15 protein-coding genes and 4 tRNA genes are annotated in these 19,784 nt (G+C 40.3%); 1 reads left to right on the top strand and 18 read right to left on the bottom strand.

The window, feature by feature from the left end:
- The first annotated feature begins 313 nt into the window (after positions 1-313).
- The gene (locus tag ACH0BF_RS13895) at positions 314-1,234 is read left to right on the top strand and encodes an iron-hydroxamate ABC transporter substrate-binding protein (RefSeq protein ID WP_406909518.1); all 921 of its coding nucleotides are present in this window, start codon (positions 314-316) and stop codon (positions 1,232-1,234) included.
- A 780-nt stretch (positions 1,235-2,014) separates the two neighbouring features.
- On the opposite strand, the gene rlmH is transcribed toward ACH0BF_RS13895, so the two are convergent.
- The 18 genes from rlmH to ACH0BF_RS13805 all read right to left on the bottom strand — a co-directional run bounded on the left by rlmH (position 2,015) and on the right by ACH0BF_RS13805 (position 19,662).
- Entirely contained in the window at positions 2,015-2,494 is a 480-nt protein-coding gene (gene rlmH, locus ACH0BF_RS13890; protein WP_340851734.1) for a 23S rRNA (pseudouridine(1915)-N(3))-methyltransferase RlmH, read from the bottom strand.
- Between the two features lie 285 nt (positions 2,495-2,779).
- Positions 2,780-2,929 (bottom strand): CxxH/CxxC protein, encoded by a 150-nt coding sequence (locus ACH0BF_RS13885; protein ID WP_120035734.1) that lies wholly within the window; start codon positions 2,927-2,929, stop codon positions 2,780-2,782.
- A 75-nt stretch (positions 2,930-3,004) separates the two neighbouring features.
- Positions 3,005-4,219 (bottom strand): S1C family serine protease, encoded by a 1,215-nt coding sequence (locus ACH0BF_RS13880; protein ID WP_120035736.1) that lies wholly within the window; start codon positions 4,217-4,219, stop codon positions 3,005-3,007.
- Positions 4,220-4,355: 136 nt separating this feature from the next.
- Complete coding sequence (locus ACH0BF_RS13875) at positions 4,356-5,150, bottom strand: MBL fold metallo-hydrolase (RefSeq protein WP_120035738.1); 795 nt, start codon at positions 5,148-5,150, stop codon at positions 4,356-4,358.
- Positions 5,151-5,171: 21 nt separating this feature from the next.
- Positions 5,172-5,960: a two-component system regulatory protein YycI gene (locus ACH0BF_RS13870; protein WP_182917052.1), complete on the bottom strand. Its 789-nt coding sequence runs from the start codon at positions 5,958-5,960 to the stop codon at positions 5,172-5,174.
- Entirely contained in the window at positions 5,947-7,299 is a 1,353-nt protein-coding gene (locus ACH0BF_RS13865; protein ID WP_340851732.1) for a YycH family regulatory protein, read from the bottom strand. Before ACH0BF_RS13865 ends, ACH0BF_RS13870 begins: the two co-directional genes overlap by 14 nt.
- Complete coding sequence (gene walK, locus ACH0BF_RS13860; protein WP_120035744.1) at positions 7,296-9,119, bottom strand: cell wall metabolism sensor histidine kinase WalK; 1,824 nt, start codon at positions 9,117-9,119, stop codon at positions 7,296-7,298. Before walK ends, ACH0BF_RS13865 begins: the two co-directional genes overlap by 4 nt.
- A gap of 5 nt (positions 9,120-9,124) precedes the next feature.
- Positions 9,125-9,835, bottom strand: coding sequence for a response regulator YycF (gene yycF, locus ACH0BF_RS13855; protein WP_120035746.1), 711 nt, complete (start codon positions 9,833-9,835; stop codon positions 9,125-9,127).
- A 301-nt stretch (positions 9,836-10,136) separates the two neighbouring features.
- Positions 10,137-10,209: transfer RNA gene (locus tag ACH0BF_RS13850), tRNA-Phe, on the bottom strand.
- 231 nt (positions 10,210-10,440) lie between these two features.
- Positions 10,441-10,517, bottom strand: a tRNA-Asp gene (locus ACH0BF_RS13845).
- Between the two features lie 133 nt (positions 10,518-10,650).
- Positions 10,651-10,722, bottom strand: a tRNA-Glu gene (locus tag ACH0BF_RS13840).
- A gap of 14 nt (positions 10,723-10,736) precedes the next feature.
- Positions 10,737-10,812: transfer RNA gene (locus tag ACH0BF_RS13835), tRNA-Lys, on the bottom strand.
- Positions 10,813-11,147: 335 nt separating this feature from the next.
- A complete protein-coding gene (locus tag ACH0BF_RS13830; RefSeq protein ID WP_120035747.1) occupies positions 11,148-12,434 on the bottom strand; it encodes an adenylosuccinate synthase in 1,287 nt (428 codons plus the stop codon).
- Positions 12,435-12,604: 170 nt separating this feature from the next.
- Positions 12,605-13,954: a replicative DNA helicase gene (gene dnaB, locus ACH0BF_RS13825; protein WP_120035748.1), complete on the bottom strand. Its 1,350-nt coding sequence runs from the start codon at positions 13,952-13,954 to the stop codon at positions 12,605-12,607.
- Between the two features lie 122 nt (positions 13,955-14,076).
- Positions 14,077-14,526: a 50S ribosomal protein L9 gene (rplI, locus tag ACH0BF_RS13820; RefSeq protein WP_340851730.1), complete on the bottom strand. Its 450-nt coding sequence runs from the start codon at positions 14,524-14,526 to the stop codon at positions 14,077-14,079.
- Positions 14,523-16,493, bottom strand: a complete 1,971-nt coding sequence (locus ACH0BF_RS13815; RefSeq protein WP_406909543.1) for a DHH family phosphoesterase — start codon at positions 16,491-16,493, stop codon at positions 14,523-14,525. Before ACH0BF_RS13815 ends, rplI begins: the two co-directional genes overlap by 4 nt.
- 37 nt (positions 16,494-16,530) lie before the next feature.
- Positions 16,531-17,469: a YybS family protein gene (locus ACH0BF_RS13810; protein WP_406909517.1), complete on the bottom strand. Its 939-nt coding sequence runs from the start codon at positions 17,467-17,469 to the stop codon at positions 16,531-16,533.
- Positions 17,470-17,640: 171 nt separating this feature from the next.
- A complete protein-coding gene (locus tag ACH0BF_RS13805; protein WP_406909516.1) occupies positions 17,641-19,662 on the bottom strand; it encodes a methyl-accepting chemotaxis protein in 2,022 nt (673 codons plus the stop codon).
- Positions 19,663-19,784: the final 122 nt, after the last annotated feature.

The raw sequence follows: 19,784 nt of genomic DNA, 5'->3' as shown, positions 1-19,784 counted from the left end.
AGATAATCATATTTATAAATCCATTGAAATACAAATATTTCCTCTAAGAAAGGAAACAATCTAAAAATGTTCGGTAGCTTTTTGGGGATAAAAAGATCACTAATGATGGTAATAGCGAATCGGATATATTTTTAAAAGCAAAAGCTAAAGATAGCATTGATAAAATTAAAATACCTGCTAAGAAATGGATAGTTTTTTCCTATTAGTTATTGACAAAAAACTAAAAAAATACTAAAGTCTTATATTGATAATGATTATCAATATCATTTTCAAGAAGATTGAGATGATACCTATTATTAAGGAGGATCCTAAGTTGAAAAAATTAATTATACCTTTCATTTTAATTTTGTTTCTTGTTCTTAGTGCCTGTGGCCATAGCACAAAGAGCGAGTCAGCAGGGGCTGCAAGTAAAGGAGACAAAAATAAAACGATTACATACCAATCTGAAAATGGCCCTATTAAAGTACCTGCTCATCCAAAAAGAGTAGTTGTTTTGACTGGCAATGCAGGCGATTTAATTGCACTTGGTGTTAATATCGTAGGGGTGGATGAATGGGCTAAAAAAAGTCCATTATTTAAAGATCAATTAAAAGATGTTCCAGCCGTGTCAGATGAGAATTTAGAGAAAATTATTGAATTAAAACCAGATTTAATTATTGGATCAAATGATAATAAAAACCTGGATAAATTGAAACAAATTGCTCCGACAGTTACCTATACTTATAATAAAGTAGATTATTTAACACAGCACTTAGAAATTGGTAAGTTGGTAAATAAAGAAAAAGAAGCTCAAAGCTGGATTGATGACTTCAAAAAGCGTGCAAATACTGTAGGAAATGAAATTAAAGCAAAAATTGGCGAAGATTCAACGGTAACTGTAATGGAAAGTTATGATAAGGATATGGGTATTTTGGGTGATAGTTGGGGAAGAGGCACAGAAGTTCTTTATAAAGCAATGGGTCTGAAAATGCCTGAAAAAGTAAAGGAGATGACAAGTAAAGAAGGCTACTACATGATTTCTTTTGAGGTATTACCTGACTATGTTGGGGACTACCTAATTGTTAGTAAATACAATGATCAAGATAATTCCTATCAACAGACGGATCTATATAAAGGAATGCCCGCTGTGAAGAACGACCATGTAATTGAAGTGGATGGAAATGCCTTTATGTTTAACGATCCTATATCTTTAGATTACCAATTGAAATATTTTGAAGAGCACTTTTTAAAATAGTCAGAGAACCGTATGGACAGTTCTGGAAGTGACATTCAAATAATAAATTTTGTGTTATGGACCACTAGGTACGTCCTCGTGGTCTTCCTTGGATAGGTATTCTGTATGATTTAATTTAACCGTCTTACCCCTTCATCAATCATTTCATTCATATCTAAACTTCATTCAGCTGTAGATGAAGCAGTTGCCTAATTCATTACACAAGTAGGATTTTCCTTCCTAAATAACCTCGAGCTTCTATAAATAATCCTTTTTATTTCCCGTAAATTTTCCAATATTCCATCTAAAAAACCCCTTTTACTTATGGTAAGGCTCACCATTGAACTAAAGTGCCTGTCACTGCCCGCCTAATGTCGATAAATTCGAAAAAATACGTGTGGGTGACAGGCACATATTTTATTGACTCTTGATACGGATACTTGTTTTACGGGATGGCTTAATTTCTTCCTCCGCGAGCATTTGATCTGCCTTTCTTTTGTCTTTGTTCATTTGGCTGCTTATTCGTATCATTTCTTTTTTCTTTGTGCGCATTCGAGTCTTTTACCATATTTATTCCCTCCGCTATCCCTTAAAAATGTTATTCAGCAACAGCAAGTATTATCATAACCGAAATATGTTTGATTATTCAGTGGCAAGCAAACGTTTAGTTTAGCGAAATTTTAGCTCACAGCACTTTTTCTTCGGATACACCAATGACTTCAACACCATAAATAATAAAAAGCAAGCCAGTTTTTGTTTAATCAAAATTGGCTTGCTTTTACTATACTAGAAAAACTGCACTTACTTATGGTACGGTTCCCCCCGATTAATCCGAAAGCTCCGGTAAATCTGCTCCACTAAAATCAGCCTCATAAGCTGATGAGGGAACGTCATTTTTGAGAAGGACAGTGTATCGTTCGCCCGGTTCATCACATCTTTGTGAAGGCCGAGGGAGCCACCGATGATAAAGGCAATTTTACTTTTGCCGTATGTCGCAAGTTGGTCGAGATTTTTGGCGAGTTCCTCGGATGTTTTCATTTTACCTTCAATAGCCAGCGCAATGACATGGGTGTCTGGGCTGATTTTGGCAAGAATTCGTTCACTTTCCTTTTGTTTGACTTGCTCCATTTCTGTTATACTTAGTTCTTCGGGTGCTTTTTCGTCTGCAACTTCAATGATTTCGATTTTAGCGTAAGCAGAAAGACGTTTAATATATTCGGCGATTCCTTGCTTTAAATATTTTTCCTTCAGCTTCCCAACAGTTACGATTGTAATATTCACAGCATTTCCTCACTTTACAAACAGGTTGTCCACAAAACTATCCACATATCCACAAATCTGAATATTCCCTTTTATTTCAGACTGAAAATTTAGTCAAATTTTCTTTTTTACGCAAAATGACGACTTATAGCAAAAAAAATCGAACCATCTTGCATCAAATAGCCTAAAAAAAGAGTGAACCTGTGTATAAGTCGCCTTTTTTGACTTATCCACAGGTTATTTTTCTATTTTTCCGAAAAGTTATGCACATACTCACAATAACTATCCACATCTTGTAGGGGAATATTAGTTTGCTACTACATATTCTGCCTCGTTTTGACAATATTCACACGAGCGCTTTTCGCCTTCTAGCTTTTCAATTTTCGGAGCCGTTTCATATTCATCTACGATAATATCCAGTGCTAGCTCTGTATGTTCTTGACAGCAATAAATCATTCTATCCGCTCCTTTGCTTGTATAGTTTACCATGAAAAAGCGCAGAAAAGCATTGGGCTTTTCTGCGTCTTCTACTTACATAGACCCCTCAGTAGTGAGTGTCGTTGTCTCTTGGTGCAGTTTTCCATCTCGATAAAAATGCACGACCATTTTGTCGCCGACCTTTTTCTTTGTATACATATACTTACGAAGCTCTAAAATATCATGTACCTTTTGATCGTCGAGCTGCACAATAACGTCAAATTCCTGCAGTCCAGCTTTTGCAGCTGGTGTATTTGGATACACCTGCTCGACCATTGCCCCATCTGTAATATTTTTTGGGAGCTTCAATGTTTCCTGCTGATGATATGCTGGTACTTCATTTACATTTCTGAGCGTTACGCCCATCGCCGGACGAACCATTTTTCCTTGCGTTTCTAAACTATTGATAATTGGTTTAGCAAAATTAATGGGGATCGATAATCCAATTCCTTCTACCGACTGCTCGGCAATTTTCATAGAGTTAATGCCGACAACCTGTCCGGCAATATTCACAAGGGCCCCTCCGCTATTACCCGGATTGATGGCCGCATCTGTCTGGAGTACTTCCGCCTGCCAATCAACTTGCCCATCATTATTAATATCAACTGGGATGGCACGCTCCAGCCCTGAGATGACTCCCTGTGTCACTGATCCGGAAAATTCCAGACCGAGCGGATTTCCGATAGCAATGACTGGTTCTCCAATTTTCAATGCGTCTGAGTCACCAAATTCCGCTACTTTCTTTACACTTCTTGCGTCAATTTCAATAACGGCTAAGTCACTCCAAATATCTGTTCCACGAAGTTTTGCAGGGACTTTCGTTCCGTCTGCCAATGTAACTTCAAGCTGCTGTGCACCTTGGACAACGTGATTATTCGTGACTATGTAGGCTTTGTCACCGGCTTTTTTATAGATAACACCAGAACCTGTCCCGGCCGGCTGGTTAGATTCACCTTCCCAGAAGCTACCGGATTGAATATTTGTAATCCCGACGACTGCATCCTGTGCTTTATCAACGGCTTTCGTCACATCTGTGGTGACGTTAAGCGAAACATTTTGGCCTTTTGGCTGCTCCTTATTCGGTTCAATTTGAACGTTTTCACTTTGTTGTTCGTTTGGTAATACATCATAATCGGCCAGCTTAGGAAGCGCTAAAATTACAAGCAGTGCCCCTATAATAATTCCGGCCAAGCTGGCTAGGAAGTAGCCGCTCTTTCTAGGGCCTCGCTGATATCGACCATCAGCTCTGCCATCATCATAATAGCCCAAACACCTCACCCTTTCCAATACATACTCTCAGTTATTTTCCCCATGTAGCACAAATTATAACGTTCCCGTTGAAAAATTCAACAAAAATGCAATACAAAGAGGCCTGTCTGACAAATCTTCAGGCAGGCCTCTTTCATTAAAGCTCTGTTAATACAGTTGGCACTTTCGGATCGGTGTGTAAGAGCTCAAATTGCTCTCCGACCGGCATATCCTTCATTTCAAGCGTTTGTGTCACACTCATTTTTGCTAAATCTTTCATATTATTATCCTGGCTCAAATGGGCGAGATAAATACGCTTTGTCCGGTCCCCGATTACATCGCTCATAGCAACGGCAGCATCTTCATTAGATACATGGCCAAAGTCGCCTAAAATGCGGCGCTTAATATTCCACGGATACCGACCTACACGCAGCATTTGAACGTCGTGATTGCTTTCAAATACGTAGGCATCCGCATTGTTAATCACGCCTTTCATCCGATCGCTGACATAGCCTGTATCTGTAATTAATGCCAGCTTCCTGCCTTCATGGTGGAAAACATAAAACATTGGTTCGGCTGCATCATGAGACACACCGAATGACTCAATATCCAAATTCCCAAAGCTTTGCACCGTTTCCATATCAAATGTAAATTTCTGTTCCGTATCAATATTTCCCGTCAGCTTGTCCATTGCCTGCCACGTCTTTTCATTTGCATAAATCGGCAGTTTATACTTTCTAGCTAGCACACCTAGCCCTTTAATATGGTCACTATGTTCATGTGTTACGAGAATGCCCGTCAAGTTTTTAATTTCGCGGTCAATGGATGCAAACAGCCCTTCCATTTGTTTGCCGCTTAATCCGGCATCTACTAAAAACGCCTGATCTTCCGTTTCCACGTAGAAAGCATTTCCTGTACTACCGCTTGCCAGAACGCTAAAACGCAAAGTCATGTTGCTTCACTCCATCTATCATCAGCTGTTTTCCTCATTCTTATAGATCGATCCGTCAAAAGCATTTACAAACATTTTTTCTGTTTTTTCGCCGTTTTTAATTTTAAAGTACCAAGTAGGTGTCAATACTTGTAGTTCCGTCAAATGTACAAAAGTGTAATAACCGAGCTCTACATCAGAAATTTTGCTGTTAGGCTTAATTAAACCATTTTTATAAAGCGTTTGAATGGCCTGGTGGGCAGATATAATACTCTCCTCTTGACCATTCTCTTTCAGGTCCTCCAACATGGTCTGCTTATAGCCGATAATTTCGTTATTGCTGTTCAACTGAACTTCAAGCCTGCCATTTTTAATTTCAAACAGCTTCTTATCCTTATAGTGCTGATAAAAAATAGCCGTATTTTTTTCGCTATCAAGCTCCCAGTATTGATATTGATCACCGAAAATAACCTCTGTTTCAACAAATGCTTTAAGGTCTTCCAGCTTCTTCTCCCCCAGCTTGATTGGCTTTTGCAGATGGCTTTCTAAAACAGTTTGATTGTCCGGAAACTTAACCGTCTGGTTCTGCAAGAGACTGACCTCTTTTTTGGTAAAGCTTTTTGTTTTTGCCGTGAGAATCGTTTCTTCGCTTACTTCTTCGGGTAATTTTCCATATTCAATATTGTAAGATTTTAATTTATCTTCAATGGAAGCTTCCTTAATAAATTCAAATTGGCTGGCACTATGCTTATTAAGAAACACGGCTAGAAGGAAGATGTCCAAAATGAGGAAAACAGTAATGAAGATTGTTTTTGTTTTACTCCAATCCATGGACTTTTCCCTCCGTCTTCTCAGTGAATGAAAGATGCTTCCAGCGCCCTCCATACTTATAAAACCAGGAAGGCTCAAGAACGAGTATTTTGGATGATTCCGGATCTGGAAGCAGCTGGTATCCTACCGCCATATCTTCTAGCAATGCGGGTTTAAAGTGCTCCAATTTTTTTACTTGTTTTAATGCAGATGCGCTGTCCGGCAGTGTAACCTCTTCTCCTTCGGATGGCAAGGAGATATCAAGCGTAAAATAAGGACGGGTATACTTATAAATTTTGTCTTGTCCCCATACTTGTACGATTTCTGCCATGTCTTGATCTGCTGACATGCTTTGGCCGTCAAACACCGGTAATCCATTTTTAAACAAACGGTAACCAATTTCAGAAGACCCTGGAGTCGCCTTGAACAGTCGATATTGATCCGTCCATCCGCTATGCTCATTAATAAATTTAATACTTTTATCTAATAGGTCATGCAAACTTCCGGGATTATTAATTTCAGACTCTTTGGCTGGATTGACATAGAAAATCATCCTCTTAAGGTAATCAACCTTCATTAATGTAGAGCCGTCTGTGTATTCTTCACCATTAGTTTTTAAGCCTTTTTTTACTAAACTCGGATCACTAAACAGCAAATCCTTAAAGTCCTCTATATCAATTTCATCCGGCAAGTATTTATAACTGGATAGCACCGGCTGCTTTTCTGGAAGGAACAATTGTTCATTTGCGGCAAGCGGATAATGAACATATGGCTCCCACTTTTCCGCATCCTTAATAAATTGCTTTTTAAATGCTGAAAGGTTTGTTGAGGAGGCTTCACTTCGAAAAACAAGACGCTCCTTTGTCGATACGAAATAGACAGTTGCCTGCTTCTCTCTCGTATTTATATTAGTGATAATAATTCGGTCAAACACCGCATTCGGTACAGAGTCATCTTCAAATGTCGTAATGGTGCTCATTGTGTAAAAAGGAATAAAAGCAGGAAACAAGAGTTCCAGGCGATTTTCGCCATGGAGTAACTCACCAAATTCCTTTTCTGTTATTCTGCTTGATACATCTACGGTGTTTGTAAATGTCCATGTTTGTATTTCTTTCATGATTTCATCTACTTCTATATCTCTTGTAGAACCATAATGCTCATCATCCTTATGAAACAGCACGGTAGACGGCTTAACTAAGTGAGAAGCTTCTTTTGTCTCACTGATTGAAGATACTTCATGAATATTATCTCTTTTGATAGTGTCGTAATTTGGTTGGTAACTCCATATACTCAAAGTCAGGATAATGCTGATTGCCACAAGCAGCGCTAACCCGATTGATTTTATTTTTTCATAGTTCATGACCAATCATCCTCTTGAGACAGTTCGTATGGAAGCGTAAAGAAAATCGTTGTTCCCTTGCCTTCAGCACTCGTTGCCCAAATGTGGCCTTCATGGGCAGTAATGATTTCTTTCGCAATTGCTAATCCGAGGCCAGTTCCGCCCATTTTACGGGAACGCGCCCGATCAACACGGTAAAAGCGCTCAAAAATCCTCTCAAGATTTTTCTTCGGTATCCCCATTCCCTGATCGCGGATACTAATTTCAATCTGATCGCTTTTTTCTTCAACTTTAAAAGTAATCTGTCCGCCTTCAGGTGAATACTTTAATGCGTTAGAAATAATGTTATCAATTACCTGTGTTAATTTATCGGTATCAATTTCGACATAAATGGGATAGCGAGGTAATTTGCGTTTAAAGGTAACATCCTGCGACTTCGTCATCTCAAACCGGTCAATAATCCGGTTAAAGAACTCTGTGAAGTCCACGTCCTTTTTCGTTAGCTGATAATCGCGGCTGTCGAATTTCGATAGCTGCAACAGATCATTAACGAGACGAATCATCCGCTCTGTTTCAGTCTGGGTGACCTCAAGAAAATGAGGAGCAATATCCGCATCCTGCCATGCTCCATCCGCCAGAGCTTCTAAATAACTTCTCATCGTTGTAAGCGGTGTTCTTAATTCATGAGATACGTTGGCAACAAACTCACGGCGATCCATCTCAATTTTTTCCTGTTCGGTTATGTCATGAAGAACCGCAATCAAACCATTGACAAATCCGGTATCTTTTTGAATAACGGAAAAATTGGCACGCAAAACATACGGCTGGTCATCGTTGCTGTAATCTAAAATGACTGAATCTTGCTCGTTAAGTAAATCATCAAACGTATATTCCTTTTCAAGGCCGAGCAAATTAGTGATCGTCTGTGAAATAACTGTTTCACGTGAAACATTTAACAGCTTTGCAGCCGGCTCGTTAATTAAAATAACTCTTCCTTTTCGATCGGTAGCAATAACCCCATCAGTCATATAAGAAAGCACTGAAGACAGCTTTCTTCTTTCTCCTTCAGTCGTCGCCTGTGCTTCCTGTAGACGCTTCGTTAAATTATTAAATGTAATCGCCAGTTCACCAATTTCATCCTGTCCATATACTTTTACCTTGCGGGAAAAGTTCCCCTTTCCGAGTGCCACAGCCTGACGGCGCATGTCACTGATCGGACGGGTAATTGTCCGTGCCAGCAAAATTCCAAGAATAGCTGTTAATCCTAAGGCAAGAGCAGTAGCTGAAAACAAGATTTCATTAATGTCTTCCAACTGGCCAAACACGGTTTCCACTTTGCCAATTAAATAGACGGCTCCAATAACTTCTCGATTGGAAATGATCGGAGAGGTATAGACCCAAATCCGTTTATTCGATTGCTGGTCAATATACATTTTATCTTCTTCAGCGCCGAGAGAAAGCGTCCGCTTCACAGAAATGTCAGTAATTCTCTGGCCAATGATCCCCTGCCTATTGGAATCAGAAGTGCCGATAATACGGCTACGGTGGTCAATAACACGTACTTCTGATACGTCTGGTCCTGCAAAATCATCCAGTATTCTCCGGATATCCTGCTCAAGAGTCGGGGTTTCTTCTGTCCGTTCCTTCAGCATTTCTTCCCTTAAATTATATTCAAGAAGATTGACTCGTTCTTGAAGGGAGGTTTTAAAATTTGTAAGAAGCTTTTCTTCGAGTTCTCTTACAAAATACACTCCGATAATTTGCATAGCAAACAAAATAAGCAATACATAAATTAATACAAACTTCAGTTGTATCGACTGAAAAAAGCCAACTCGTTTCATGTACGTTACTCCTGTTCAGGATTGCGCAAGTAATAGCCTACTCCTCGCCTTGTCACAATCCATGAAGGATGACTTGGATTATCTTCAATTTTTTCACGGAGACGGCGAACGGTTACGTCGACTGTACGGACATCTCCATAGTAGTCGTAACCCCATACTGTTTGCAGCAAATGCTCTCTTGTCATTACTTGTCCAATATGCTTTGCTAAATAATGAAGCAATTCAAATTCCCGGTGCGTCAATTCAATCGTTTCACCGCGTTTAGAAACAACGTAAGCATCCGGATGGATCGTCAGTGTTCCCACTGAAATCTCATTCGTGTCTTCTTCTTCTTCCGATTGTGGTGGTGCCGCCTGGTGTCGACGCAAGTTAGCTTTCACACGGGCGATCAATTCCCTGGTGCTGAATGGCTTTGTTACATAGTCATCTGCACCTAGCTCAAGGCCAAGCACTTTGTCAATTTCCGAATCTTTCGCTGTCAGCATGACAATCGGCATCTCGTGTTTTTTTCGCACTTCCCGGCACACTTCCATGCCATCCCGTCCCGGAAGCATAATATCAAGCAATATTAAATCAGGCTGCAGTTCCTCCACCATTTCTACCGCTTGATCGCCATCATAAGCACAGTGGACATCATAGCCTTCTTTTTTAAGATTAAACTGCAGAATATCTGCAATCGGCCTCTCATCATCGACAACTAATATTTTCTTTTGCATGTTCTTCTCCTCACTTCTTCATTCTAAAAACATTCAATTTAAGAAAAGATGATTCTACTATTTTAACATATTTCCTATAGAAAGCTGTTTGTTCTATCCGTTTAAGAAAAAAATGGTAAATACTACTGCAAACAGGCCGTTGTGAAAACAAACGACCCGGTATCTTTACACTATTAAAATGGCTCCTCAATAACTTTATCATGAAAAGCTTTGGTTTTCATCTTTTTCAGGCAACTGGAATTTTTTTCTTTACAATAAAAAAAGCACCGCGAGAGTTATCATCGTCGCAATGCTTCTTTGATGGCTCAGGACGGAATCGAACCGCCGACACATGGATTTTCAGTCCATTGCTCTACCAACTGAGCTACTGAGCCCTAATAAAATATTTCACATACTCCTATTCATTTGTCCATCCATCCGCTTTCAACAAGTAAAAGCAAGCGGCAAACTCAAGGGTTTGCTAAAGCATCGCTTCGGAGTTTACTCCATCGTGCTTTACGATTGAGCCCTAATAAAAAATGATGCGGCCAACATTGAAGTCGATTCAGGAAGTTTTGGCCGTCATCTGGGAAAATAGGATTCATTAAATTAAACGGTTATTAAAATGGCGGTCCGGACGGGACTCGAACCCGCGACCTCCTGCGTGACAGGCAGGCATTCTAACCAACTGAACTACCGGACCACTTTAAAGAATAATGGGTTGTCTAGCTACAGGCGCTAGTGGCGTACATTAATTCACTCTTTCTTGAGAGAGTTCTCATCGAAAGCTCTAATGCATTAACGCACTGAACGAGCGCCTTTCGCTTTTCTCCAAATGACCCCTACGGGATTCGAACCCGTGTTACCGCCGTGAAAGGGCGGTGTCTTAACCGCTTGACCAAGGGGCCACTTTACATAAAAATGGTGAGCCATGAAGGACTCGAACCTTCGACCCTCTGATTAAAAGTCAGATGCTCTACCAACTGAGCTAATGGCTCGCAGTTATGCTTGTTCTTAACAACGTTGTTAATATTATCACATAGTTAAATAGCTGACAACAGGTTTTTGAAAAAAATTGTCGAAAAAAATAAAGTGATTTGAAAACAATTAAAAAACCTAATAAACAATCATTTAAATGAGCAAGAGAAGCCTAAGACCTGTTTTTTTGTTAAAATAAGTAAAAAAATCCCTTCAATTATCTTGCAAAAAAATCCGTTTTCTCAAGAGAGAAAACGGATTTTTTTTACGCTTACTTTCTTTATCTAAAGAAGTATATGTCGAAAATAAGCGATTTTAAGGTTTTTAAATTCAGAAATGGACAGCTATTTTCTTCTTATGCCCATACACTGCGAATAACATTTGTCTGGTTGCGATCCGGACCTACTGAGAATGTAGACAATGGAATACCGGTAAGCTGAGATACACGCTCTAAATAATGGCGTGCATTGTCAGGAAGTTCACTCAACGCTCTGCAGCCAGTAATATCTTCCGTCCAGCCTGGAAGCTCCTCATAGATTGGTGTGCATTTAGATAAAATGTTCAAGTTTGCTGGATACTCTTCAATCACTTTATCTTCGTAACGGTAAGCAACACAGATTTTTAATGTTTCAATACCTGTTAATACATCAATGGAATTAAGAGAAAGATCTGTCAAACCACTGACGCGGCGGGCATGACGCACAACTACGCTGTCAAACCAGCCAACACGGCGTGGACGGCCTGTCGTTGTTCCATATTCGCGGCCTACTTCACGGATCTGATGACCAATTTCATCATGAAGCTCCGTTGGAAATGGGCCATCTCCTACACGGCTTGTGTAAGCTTTCGCTACTCCTACCACATGATTAATTTTGGTTGGGCCGACACCGGAACCAATAGTTACACCGCCCGCAACTGGGTTAGAAGAGGTAACAAATGGATATGTACCTTGGTCAATGTCCAGCATAACGCCTTGAGCGCCTTCAAATAATACACGGCGTCCGTCATCTAAAGCATCGTTTAAGACAACTGATGTATCGCATACATATTGTTTGATTTGCTGGCCGTATTCATAATATTCATCAAGAATATCTGCCATTTTGAACCCTTCCGTTTCATAGAAACGCTCAAGCAAGCGATTTTTCTCTTCTAAGTTGCGAGTTAATTTTTCCTCAAACGCCTGGCGGTCTAATAGATCCGCTATACGGATGCCTACCCGAGCCGCTTTGTCCATATAAGCAGGGCCAATGCCTTTTTTAGTCGTGCCGATTTTGTTATCACCTTTGCGTGCTTCTTCCACTTCATCAATTTTTAAGTGGTAAGGAAGGATCACATGTGCACGGTTGCTGATACGCAAATTATCTGTAGAGACATTATGGTCATGCAAGTACTTTAATTCCTGAATTAATGCTTTCGGATCAACGACCATACCATTGCCGATTACACAAATTTTATCGCTATAGAAGATACCAGATGGAATCAAATGAAGCTTATACGTAACATTATTGAATTTAATTGTATGTCCTGCATTGTTACCGCCTTGGTAACGAGCTACTACTTCTGCATTTTCTGAAAGGAAATCAGTAATCTTTCCTTTTCCTTCATCGCCCCACTGTGTTCCAACAACTACTACTGACGACATAATAAGCACCTCCGAAGGGTCCATTAGTTTGTTAATTTTTTATACCAGATTTATTTTAACAGGTTAAAACTAAAGAAGTCAATCGAAGAACACGAACGTTTTCTTAGACAAAAATCAATTTGTTCGTAAAAAAGAGAACCGGCAGTCGGTGCTGCCAGTTCCTCCTTTCGTTACCCTGTTTCATCAAAACGCCGTTCCAAGTTGACGAACTTGTTATACTCTTTAACAAAAGCGAGCTGAACAGTGCCAACTGGGCCATTCCGCTGCTTTGCTATAATGATTTCGATAATATTTTTGTTTTCCGATTCTTTATCATAATAATCATCTCGATACAAGAAAGCAACAATATCTGCATCTTGCTCAATAGATCCCGATTCACGGATATCAGACATCATCGGACGCTTATCCTGACGCTGCTCCACGCCACGAGAAAGCTGGGAAAGAGCAATGACCGGAACTTCTAGTTCACGGGCAAGCGCCTTGAGGGAGCGCGAGATCTCTGAGACCTCCTGCTGGCGGTTCTCACCTGAACGACCGCTGCCCTGAATAAGCTGCAAGTAATCTATTAAAATCATACCCAGGCCATGCTCCTGCTTTAAACGACGGCATTTTGAACGGATTTCTCCAATGCGCACGCCCGGTGTATCATCAATATAAATTCCTGAATTCGACAAACTTCCCATCGCCATTGTCAGCTTGCGCCAATCTTCATCTGTCAAGGAACCTGTACGCAAGTTTTGAGCGTTAATGTTGCCTTCTGCACAGAGCATCCGCATAACAAGCTGCTCCGCTCCCATCTCCAAACTGAAAATCGCCACGTTTTCATCTGTCTTTGTAGCAACGTTTTGGGCAATATTTAACGCAAATGCCGTTTTACCGACGGAAGGACGCGCTGCTACAATAATCAGGTCATTGCGCTGAAAACCGGCAGTCATATGATCAAGTTCAGCAAATCCAGTCGGGATTCCAGTCACATCCCCCTTCCGGTTATGAAGCATTTCAATATTATCATACGTACGCACGAGTACATCTTTTATATTATGAAAAGCGCTTGTATTTTTTCGCTGAGCCACTTCCATGATGCTTTTTTCTGCTTCATTTAATAAAGCATCTACTTCATCTTCACGGTTATAGCCTTCTTGAGCAATTGTTGTGGCCGTACGAATCAACCGTCGTAAAAGCGACTTTTCTTCGACGATGCGGGCATAATATTCAATATTGGCTGCCGTTGGCACCGATTCAGCCAGCTCCGTTAAATAGGTTACACCACCAACATCTTCCAAGTCTTTGGCTGCAGCCAGCTCTTCTGTCACGGTAACAACGTCGACTGCTTTTCCATGATCATTAAGCTTGAGCATCGTATTATATATTTTTTGGTGAGCAGTCCGGTAGTAGTCTTCTGGAATGAGAATCTCAGAAGCTACTGTTAAAGCTGCAGGCTCCAAAAAAATAGCACCAAGTACCGCTTGCTCCGCTTCAATGCTTTGTGGCGGGATCCGGTCGGTTAACAACTCACTCATCACTTAAACCTCCTTGCAGGAAGCGTTGTTTCTTTCTTCGCTAACTGTCTATTTGTCAAAAAAAAGTGACCAGAAAGATCCGATCACATGTTTTCAACCTTATTATTCTAGCATGAAATGATTTATTTTTCTTCAGTAACATGAACTTTTAATGTGGCAGATACTTCATTATGAAGTTTAACCGGCACATTTGTATAGCCAAGCGCCCGAATTCCTTCAGGTAGATCCATTTTACGCTTATCAATTTTTATATTGTGTGTCTTTTTCAGTTCTTCTGCAATTTGCTTTGTTGTAACAGAACCGAACAGCCGGCCGCCTTCGCCAGACTTTGCTTTAATTTCTACTGTTAATTCTTCCATTACCGCTTTTAATTTCTTCGCTTCTTCCAACTCTTGCTGAGCAAGCTCCACTTCTTTTTTCTTCTGGGCTTCCAGCGTCTTTTTGTTCCCTGCCGTCGCTTCCACTGCCAATCCGTTTTTAATTAAAAAATTATGGGCATATCCATCCGCCACATTTTTTACTTCGCCCTTTTTTCCTTTTCCTTTTACGTCTTGTAAGAAGATTACTTTCATTCTTCGTTGCCTCCTTCATATAAATCAGTTATAACCTGCTGAAGCATTTCTTCCGCTTCTTCAACAGTCACATCTTTTAATTGAGTGGCCGCATTCGATAAATGGCCGCCACCTCGTAACTGTTCCATAATTACCTGCACATTTACTTCTCCAAGTGAACGAGCACTGATTCCTACTGTATCCGGATCTCTCCTGGCGACAACAAACGAAGCTTGCACTCCATCCATCGCAAGCAATGTATCGGCTGCCTGAGCAATTAAAACAGAGTCGTATACTTGAGCTTGATCTCCTTTGGCAATCGCAATGCCATCCTTATAGAAATAGACGGTCTCAATAATTTGTGAACGTTGAATATACGTATCAATATCTTCCTTCAGGAACTTTTGGACAAGCACTGTGTCCGCACCTCGGGCGCGCAAATAAGACGCAGCATCAAAAGTTCTTGAACCGGTGCGCAACGAAAAGCTTTTCGTATCTACAATAATACCGGCTAATAGTGCAGTTGCTTCGAGCATCGAGAGCTTGCTGACCTTCGGCTGATACTCAAGCAATTCCGTAATAAGCTCTGCAGTGGAAGATGCGTACGGCTCCATGTAAACGAGCAGCGGATTCTTCACAAACTCTTCTCCACGGCGGTGATGGTCAATAACGACTACTTTGTCCACTTTTTGAAGCAGCTTCTCCTCAATAACCATGGATGGTTTATGAGTATCGACTACGACAAGGAGAGTATTTTCCGTCGCTAGATCGAATGCTTCTTCTGGAGCAATAATGCGCGAGTAAAGATCCGGGTTCTTTTTTGTTTCTGCCATTAACCGCTTGACAGCCGTGTCCATCTCAGAAAAATCAAGGACAATATATCCTTCGCGATCGTTCATTTCTGCTACACGCCGAATTCCCATGGAAGCGCCCAGCGCATCCATGTCTGGATATTTATGGCCCATGACAATCACTTTGTCGCTCTCCATTACGAGCTCACGCAGAGCATGAGAAATGACTCGTGCTCTGACACGTGTTCTTTTTTCCATTGGATTGGTCTTGCCTCCATAGAACTTTACCTTTCCATTGAGTTGCTTCAAAGCAGCCTGATCTCCACCGCGACCAAGAGCAAGATCCAGACTAGATTGAGCAAGGGTTCCCAGTTCAGGAAGAGACAGCTCTCCGTGACCGACACCAATGCTTAACGTCAATGACGCAGCCTGCTTCGCTGTGCGTTCTCTTACTTCATCTAAAATCGAAAACTTTGTTTCTTCGAGCTTCCGCAGTATTTTTTCATTGAGTACAGCAAAAAAGCGCTCTGAAGAAATCCGTTTTAAAAAAATCCCGTGCTCTAAGGCCCAATCATTTAAAATAGAGGTTACCATACTATTTAAGCTGCTTCTTGTCTGATCATCCATTCCCTGTGTTAAATCGTCATAGTTATCTAAATAAATAATCGATAAAACGGTTTGCTCCTCCAAAAACCTTCTTGCAGTTTCCTCTTGCTCAGTTACATCGAACAAGTAGAGAAGCTTTTCTTTCGGCTTGATGATCACGTCAAACTTCCGATCGTGCAGCTCTATCACATCGCCCTTTTCGTTTTTAATAATGGTAATGAGAGAATCGGCAAGCTCATGCAACGATTTCCCTACCAATGCTTCTTCCTTAAAGTAAGAAGAGAAAAAGGTGTTAGCCCACTCTATGTAGTAATCATCATTATACAGAAGGATTCCAATCGGCATCTCCATGAGTGCCTCTTCCCCTACACGCTTTAATCGGTAAGAGAGAGTCGTAACATGGCGCTCAACCTCTCCGTGTATACTATCCTCCGCTTTGATCAGCAGAAAAAGCAGCCCCCCGCTTATAATAAACCCCGCGAGTGCTACCGGCCAATTATAAGTAGCAAGTACGGCAAAAACAATAATTAAAACTGCCAGTAAACCATATAACGGAAATTGTATTTTCCGCCTGCTATAATAAGAAAGCATCATTTCAGCTCCTAGAAATAAAAGTAGCCTAAACAAATTATCTTTTCCGTTGAAGGCGTTGCCGCAAGTCGAATCCTAAGTCAATTATACCTAATAATCTCACAATATAAAGGAGCGGAAGGAAGAGAATTGAAAAAACTGTTAGCAAAATTGGAAGAATCTTCGGCCATTTTTTCAAATGAGCTATAAAGTAAAGAAATGATAATCCTTGAAGCAGCAAACAAAATTGCAGCATAAACATAATATTTATGTAGAAAAAGTACCACATGCTTCCCTTCTCTGGTACTGCAACCAAGCTCATCACCAACAAGATAATATAGTACCATAAAATACTTTTCGGCACGTGCCATTCTCTAAAAGGCTTAAACGTCGGCACATCCACACCCATTTTCTTGGCAATTGGAAAGTTAATAGCCATGAGAATTAATATGGAACCTAACGAGAAAAGCACAAGCAAACTCGGCATCAGTGCGGTCAAGTAATCAAATACTTCTTGGGCCTGCTCGATTGCCGCTTCCGGGAGAGGATTTCCCATGCTTTCCATTAACTTGGCAGAATCCTCATAGGATTGTTTGAATGACGCGCTTATATCAACCGCTTGATCTCCTGCCACACCCATAATCGTTACATATAAAACAACTATATTCAGCAAAAAAATTAAACTTCCTGCCATAAATATAGAAAATTTGTCCCGATTTTTTTGAATCATATTTCCCATAATTGTTCCTGTCATAATAAACAACAATGCAAATGGCACTGCTGGCAGACCGCCGAGTAGCAAAGAAATAATCAAACAGATGGCGGCAAAGCTTATAGCCGTTCGTGCTGGATACTTAGCACTGTACGCTAAAAAAGGAAGAAGAAGAAAAAGACTGGCTATCATCCCCAAACCTGGAATATACAGCGTTAGTGTGAATAAAACGGCAAAAATAATGGCCCTTTTTACTCCTTCGGTTATCATTTTTTTATTGTCCACTCAAACACCTCATTAACAATCTCTTTGCTGTCATCGAGTAACTTTCCTCTATTATTACATGATTGACATCCTTATTATTTTATCCTGCTTTGGTCATTCATTCAACTGTTCGGACCTGCACAAAAGACTGCCGCAATCTTTTCCGGCAGTCTTTTTCGCACCTATCAACTTTTATAAGTTAAAGTGATGAATAGATTCTAGCAGTTCCCGATTCAATTCATTCAGCTTCTCGGCTGCTGTTGTAACGGATTGTACGGTCTGCATCTGGTTATCCGTATGATTCCTAACCTCCTCACAAGCTGCGACAGCATATGAGGAAAGTTCAGCCATATCGCCAACTAAAGACAACAGTTCATCCTTTTTTCCTGTAACTTGCTGAATATCTTGATGAACGTCCGAAACAGCATCCTTCATTTTATCCATAAGGGCAGAGTTTTTCTGAAAAATAGCATTTGCTTGTTTAACTGCTTTTGTTTGTTTAGAAAAGTTTTCCTTTGTTTGGTAGATTTGCGCAATAGCCTGTTCGGAGCCCTCATGAATATTGACAATCATTCCTTTAATTTCTTGTGCTGCATAATTAGATTGTTCAGCAAGCTTGCGAACTTCTTGAGCAACGACAGAAAAACCCTTTCCATGCTCACCAGCTCTCGCTGCTTCAATGCTGGCGTTGAGTGCAAGCAAATTTGTTTGAGAAGATATATCAGTGATGGCTTGAACAATATTTCCAATTTCCTCGATTTTATAACCAAGCTCTGTTATTACCTCTTCTGTTGTATCAATAAACCTTTCAGATATATGATTTGATTCTTGTAAATATTGAATTTGATCAAAACCGGCCCGGTTCGCCCGCCCGGCATCTTCAGCAAAAGCTGCCATGATCTCTGCTTTTGCTGAAACAGCATTAATAATTTCTCCAAATTCCCCCGACTGTTCCTTTGCCTTTCTTGCTTCCTCTGCTGAACGCACAGCCCCTGCCGCAATTTCATTAATAGCTGCAAATGTTTGCTCACTGGCCCGACTGGAGTCTTGAGCTGTTAATGTTAATTCATTCATGGATTCTCTTACATTATGAGCTGACTGTGAAACTACTACGATAATATGGCTCATGCTGTCGATCATGTTGTTAAAGCTATAACCAAGTTGTGCAACTTCATCCCGGCCTTTTACTTTTACTTTCGTATGTAAGTTTCCTTTAGCTACCTCACCAACAGACTGATTCAGCTTCTCAATTGGTTTGGTGATTTTGGAAGATAAATAGTAAATAAAAACGATAATAACGAGCAATATAGAAAGAGCAGTAACAATTAATATATCTCCGATCCCCTTCGAAACGCTCAATAATTCGCTTTTCTGGTAGACAGCGCCTGCCTTCCAATGTGTGCGGTCAATCGTCTCATAAACAAATAATTCTTTTCCCTTTTCATCCCCCACAATGCCGCTTTCCTTCCCGCTGTCAGCCACTTGCTTAAACAAAGGGAAGTTTGTTAAGTTCTTGCCTTTTTCTTTTGGATGCACAATGGCATCCCCGTTTTTTGCCATAATAATCGGGTAACCCTCATAGCCAATTTTTAAATCATTAATATGGTTAGTTAAGCTTGTCAAATTAATGTCTGCGCCAATGACTCCCAGCCATTGATCTCCCCTATACACTGCTTTAGAAACAGTAATTACATACGCACCGGATTTATTTTGATAAGGATCACTCCAAGCGGTCAACTTCGGCTTTTGTTTAGCAGCTTTAAACCATTCTTCTACAGTAGGATCGTAATTTGCCGGCAAACTAACTGATGGAGCCATTTTAAATTGCTTGTCAGGGGATACATAATAAACAGTGAGTACATCCTTATATAAATAAGTATATTCATTTAAAATTTCTTGCAGCCCTCTCTCTGCTGCCTGCTTCTCTTTTATTGCAGCAGAATCTGTTATGCTTTCTCCGTAAGCTGTTACTTGTTCGCTTGCTGAAAGCAGCTGAATGCTTTCCTCGTACTTTCTTAAGAATTGCTGAATAGAATGCTCCAGTTCCTTCACAATGCCTTTCGTCTGCTGCATTACATCCCCTTTAGTCTTTTCTTCTGCTTGCCATCCAATAAAAAAGATCAGGAAAGAAAAAGAAAGAATTATCAAAATAGAAATAGGTACAATGAACTTCAATCGAATGGATTTCAGTTTCAGCCCCACCTTCCCTCGCATTATTCTTCGATTATAGTCTTTTGTACCCAAGGTAATATTAACTGGTTGTAAAACTATTATTAATTTTATAAAGGGAGGGTTCATTAATAGAAAGTAGTTTTAAATAAAAAAGACCCGCCCTA

It is taken from the genome of Pseudobacillus sp. 179-B 2D1 NHS, from assembly GCF_045370945.1.
Classification (GTDB): domain Bacteria; phylum Bacillota; class Bacilli; order Bacillales; family Domibacillaceae; genus Pseudobacillus.
Note: the sequence above shows the minus strand (reverse complement) of the source record. Positions and strands in the feature narration are given on the sequence as shown.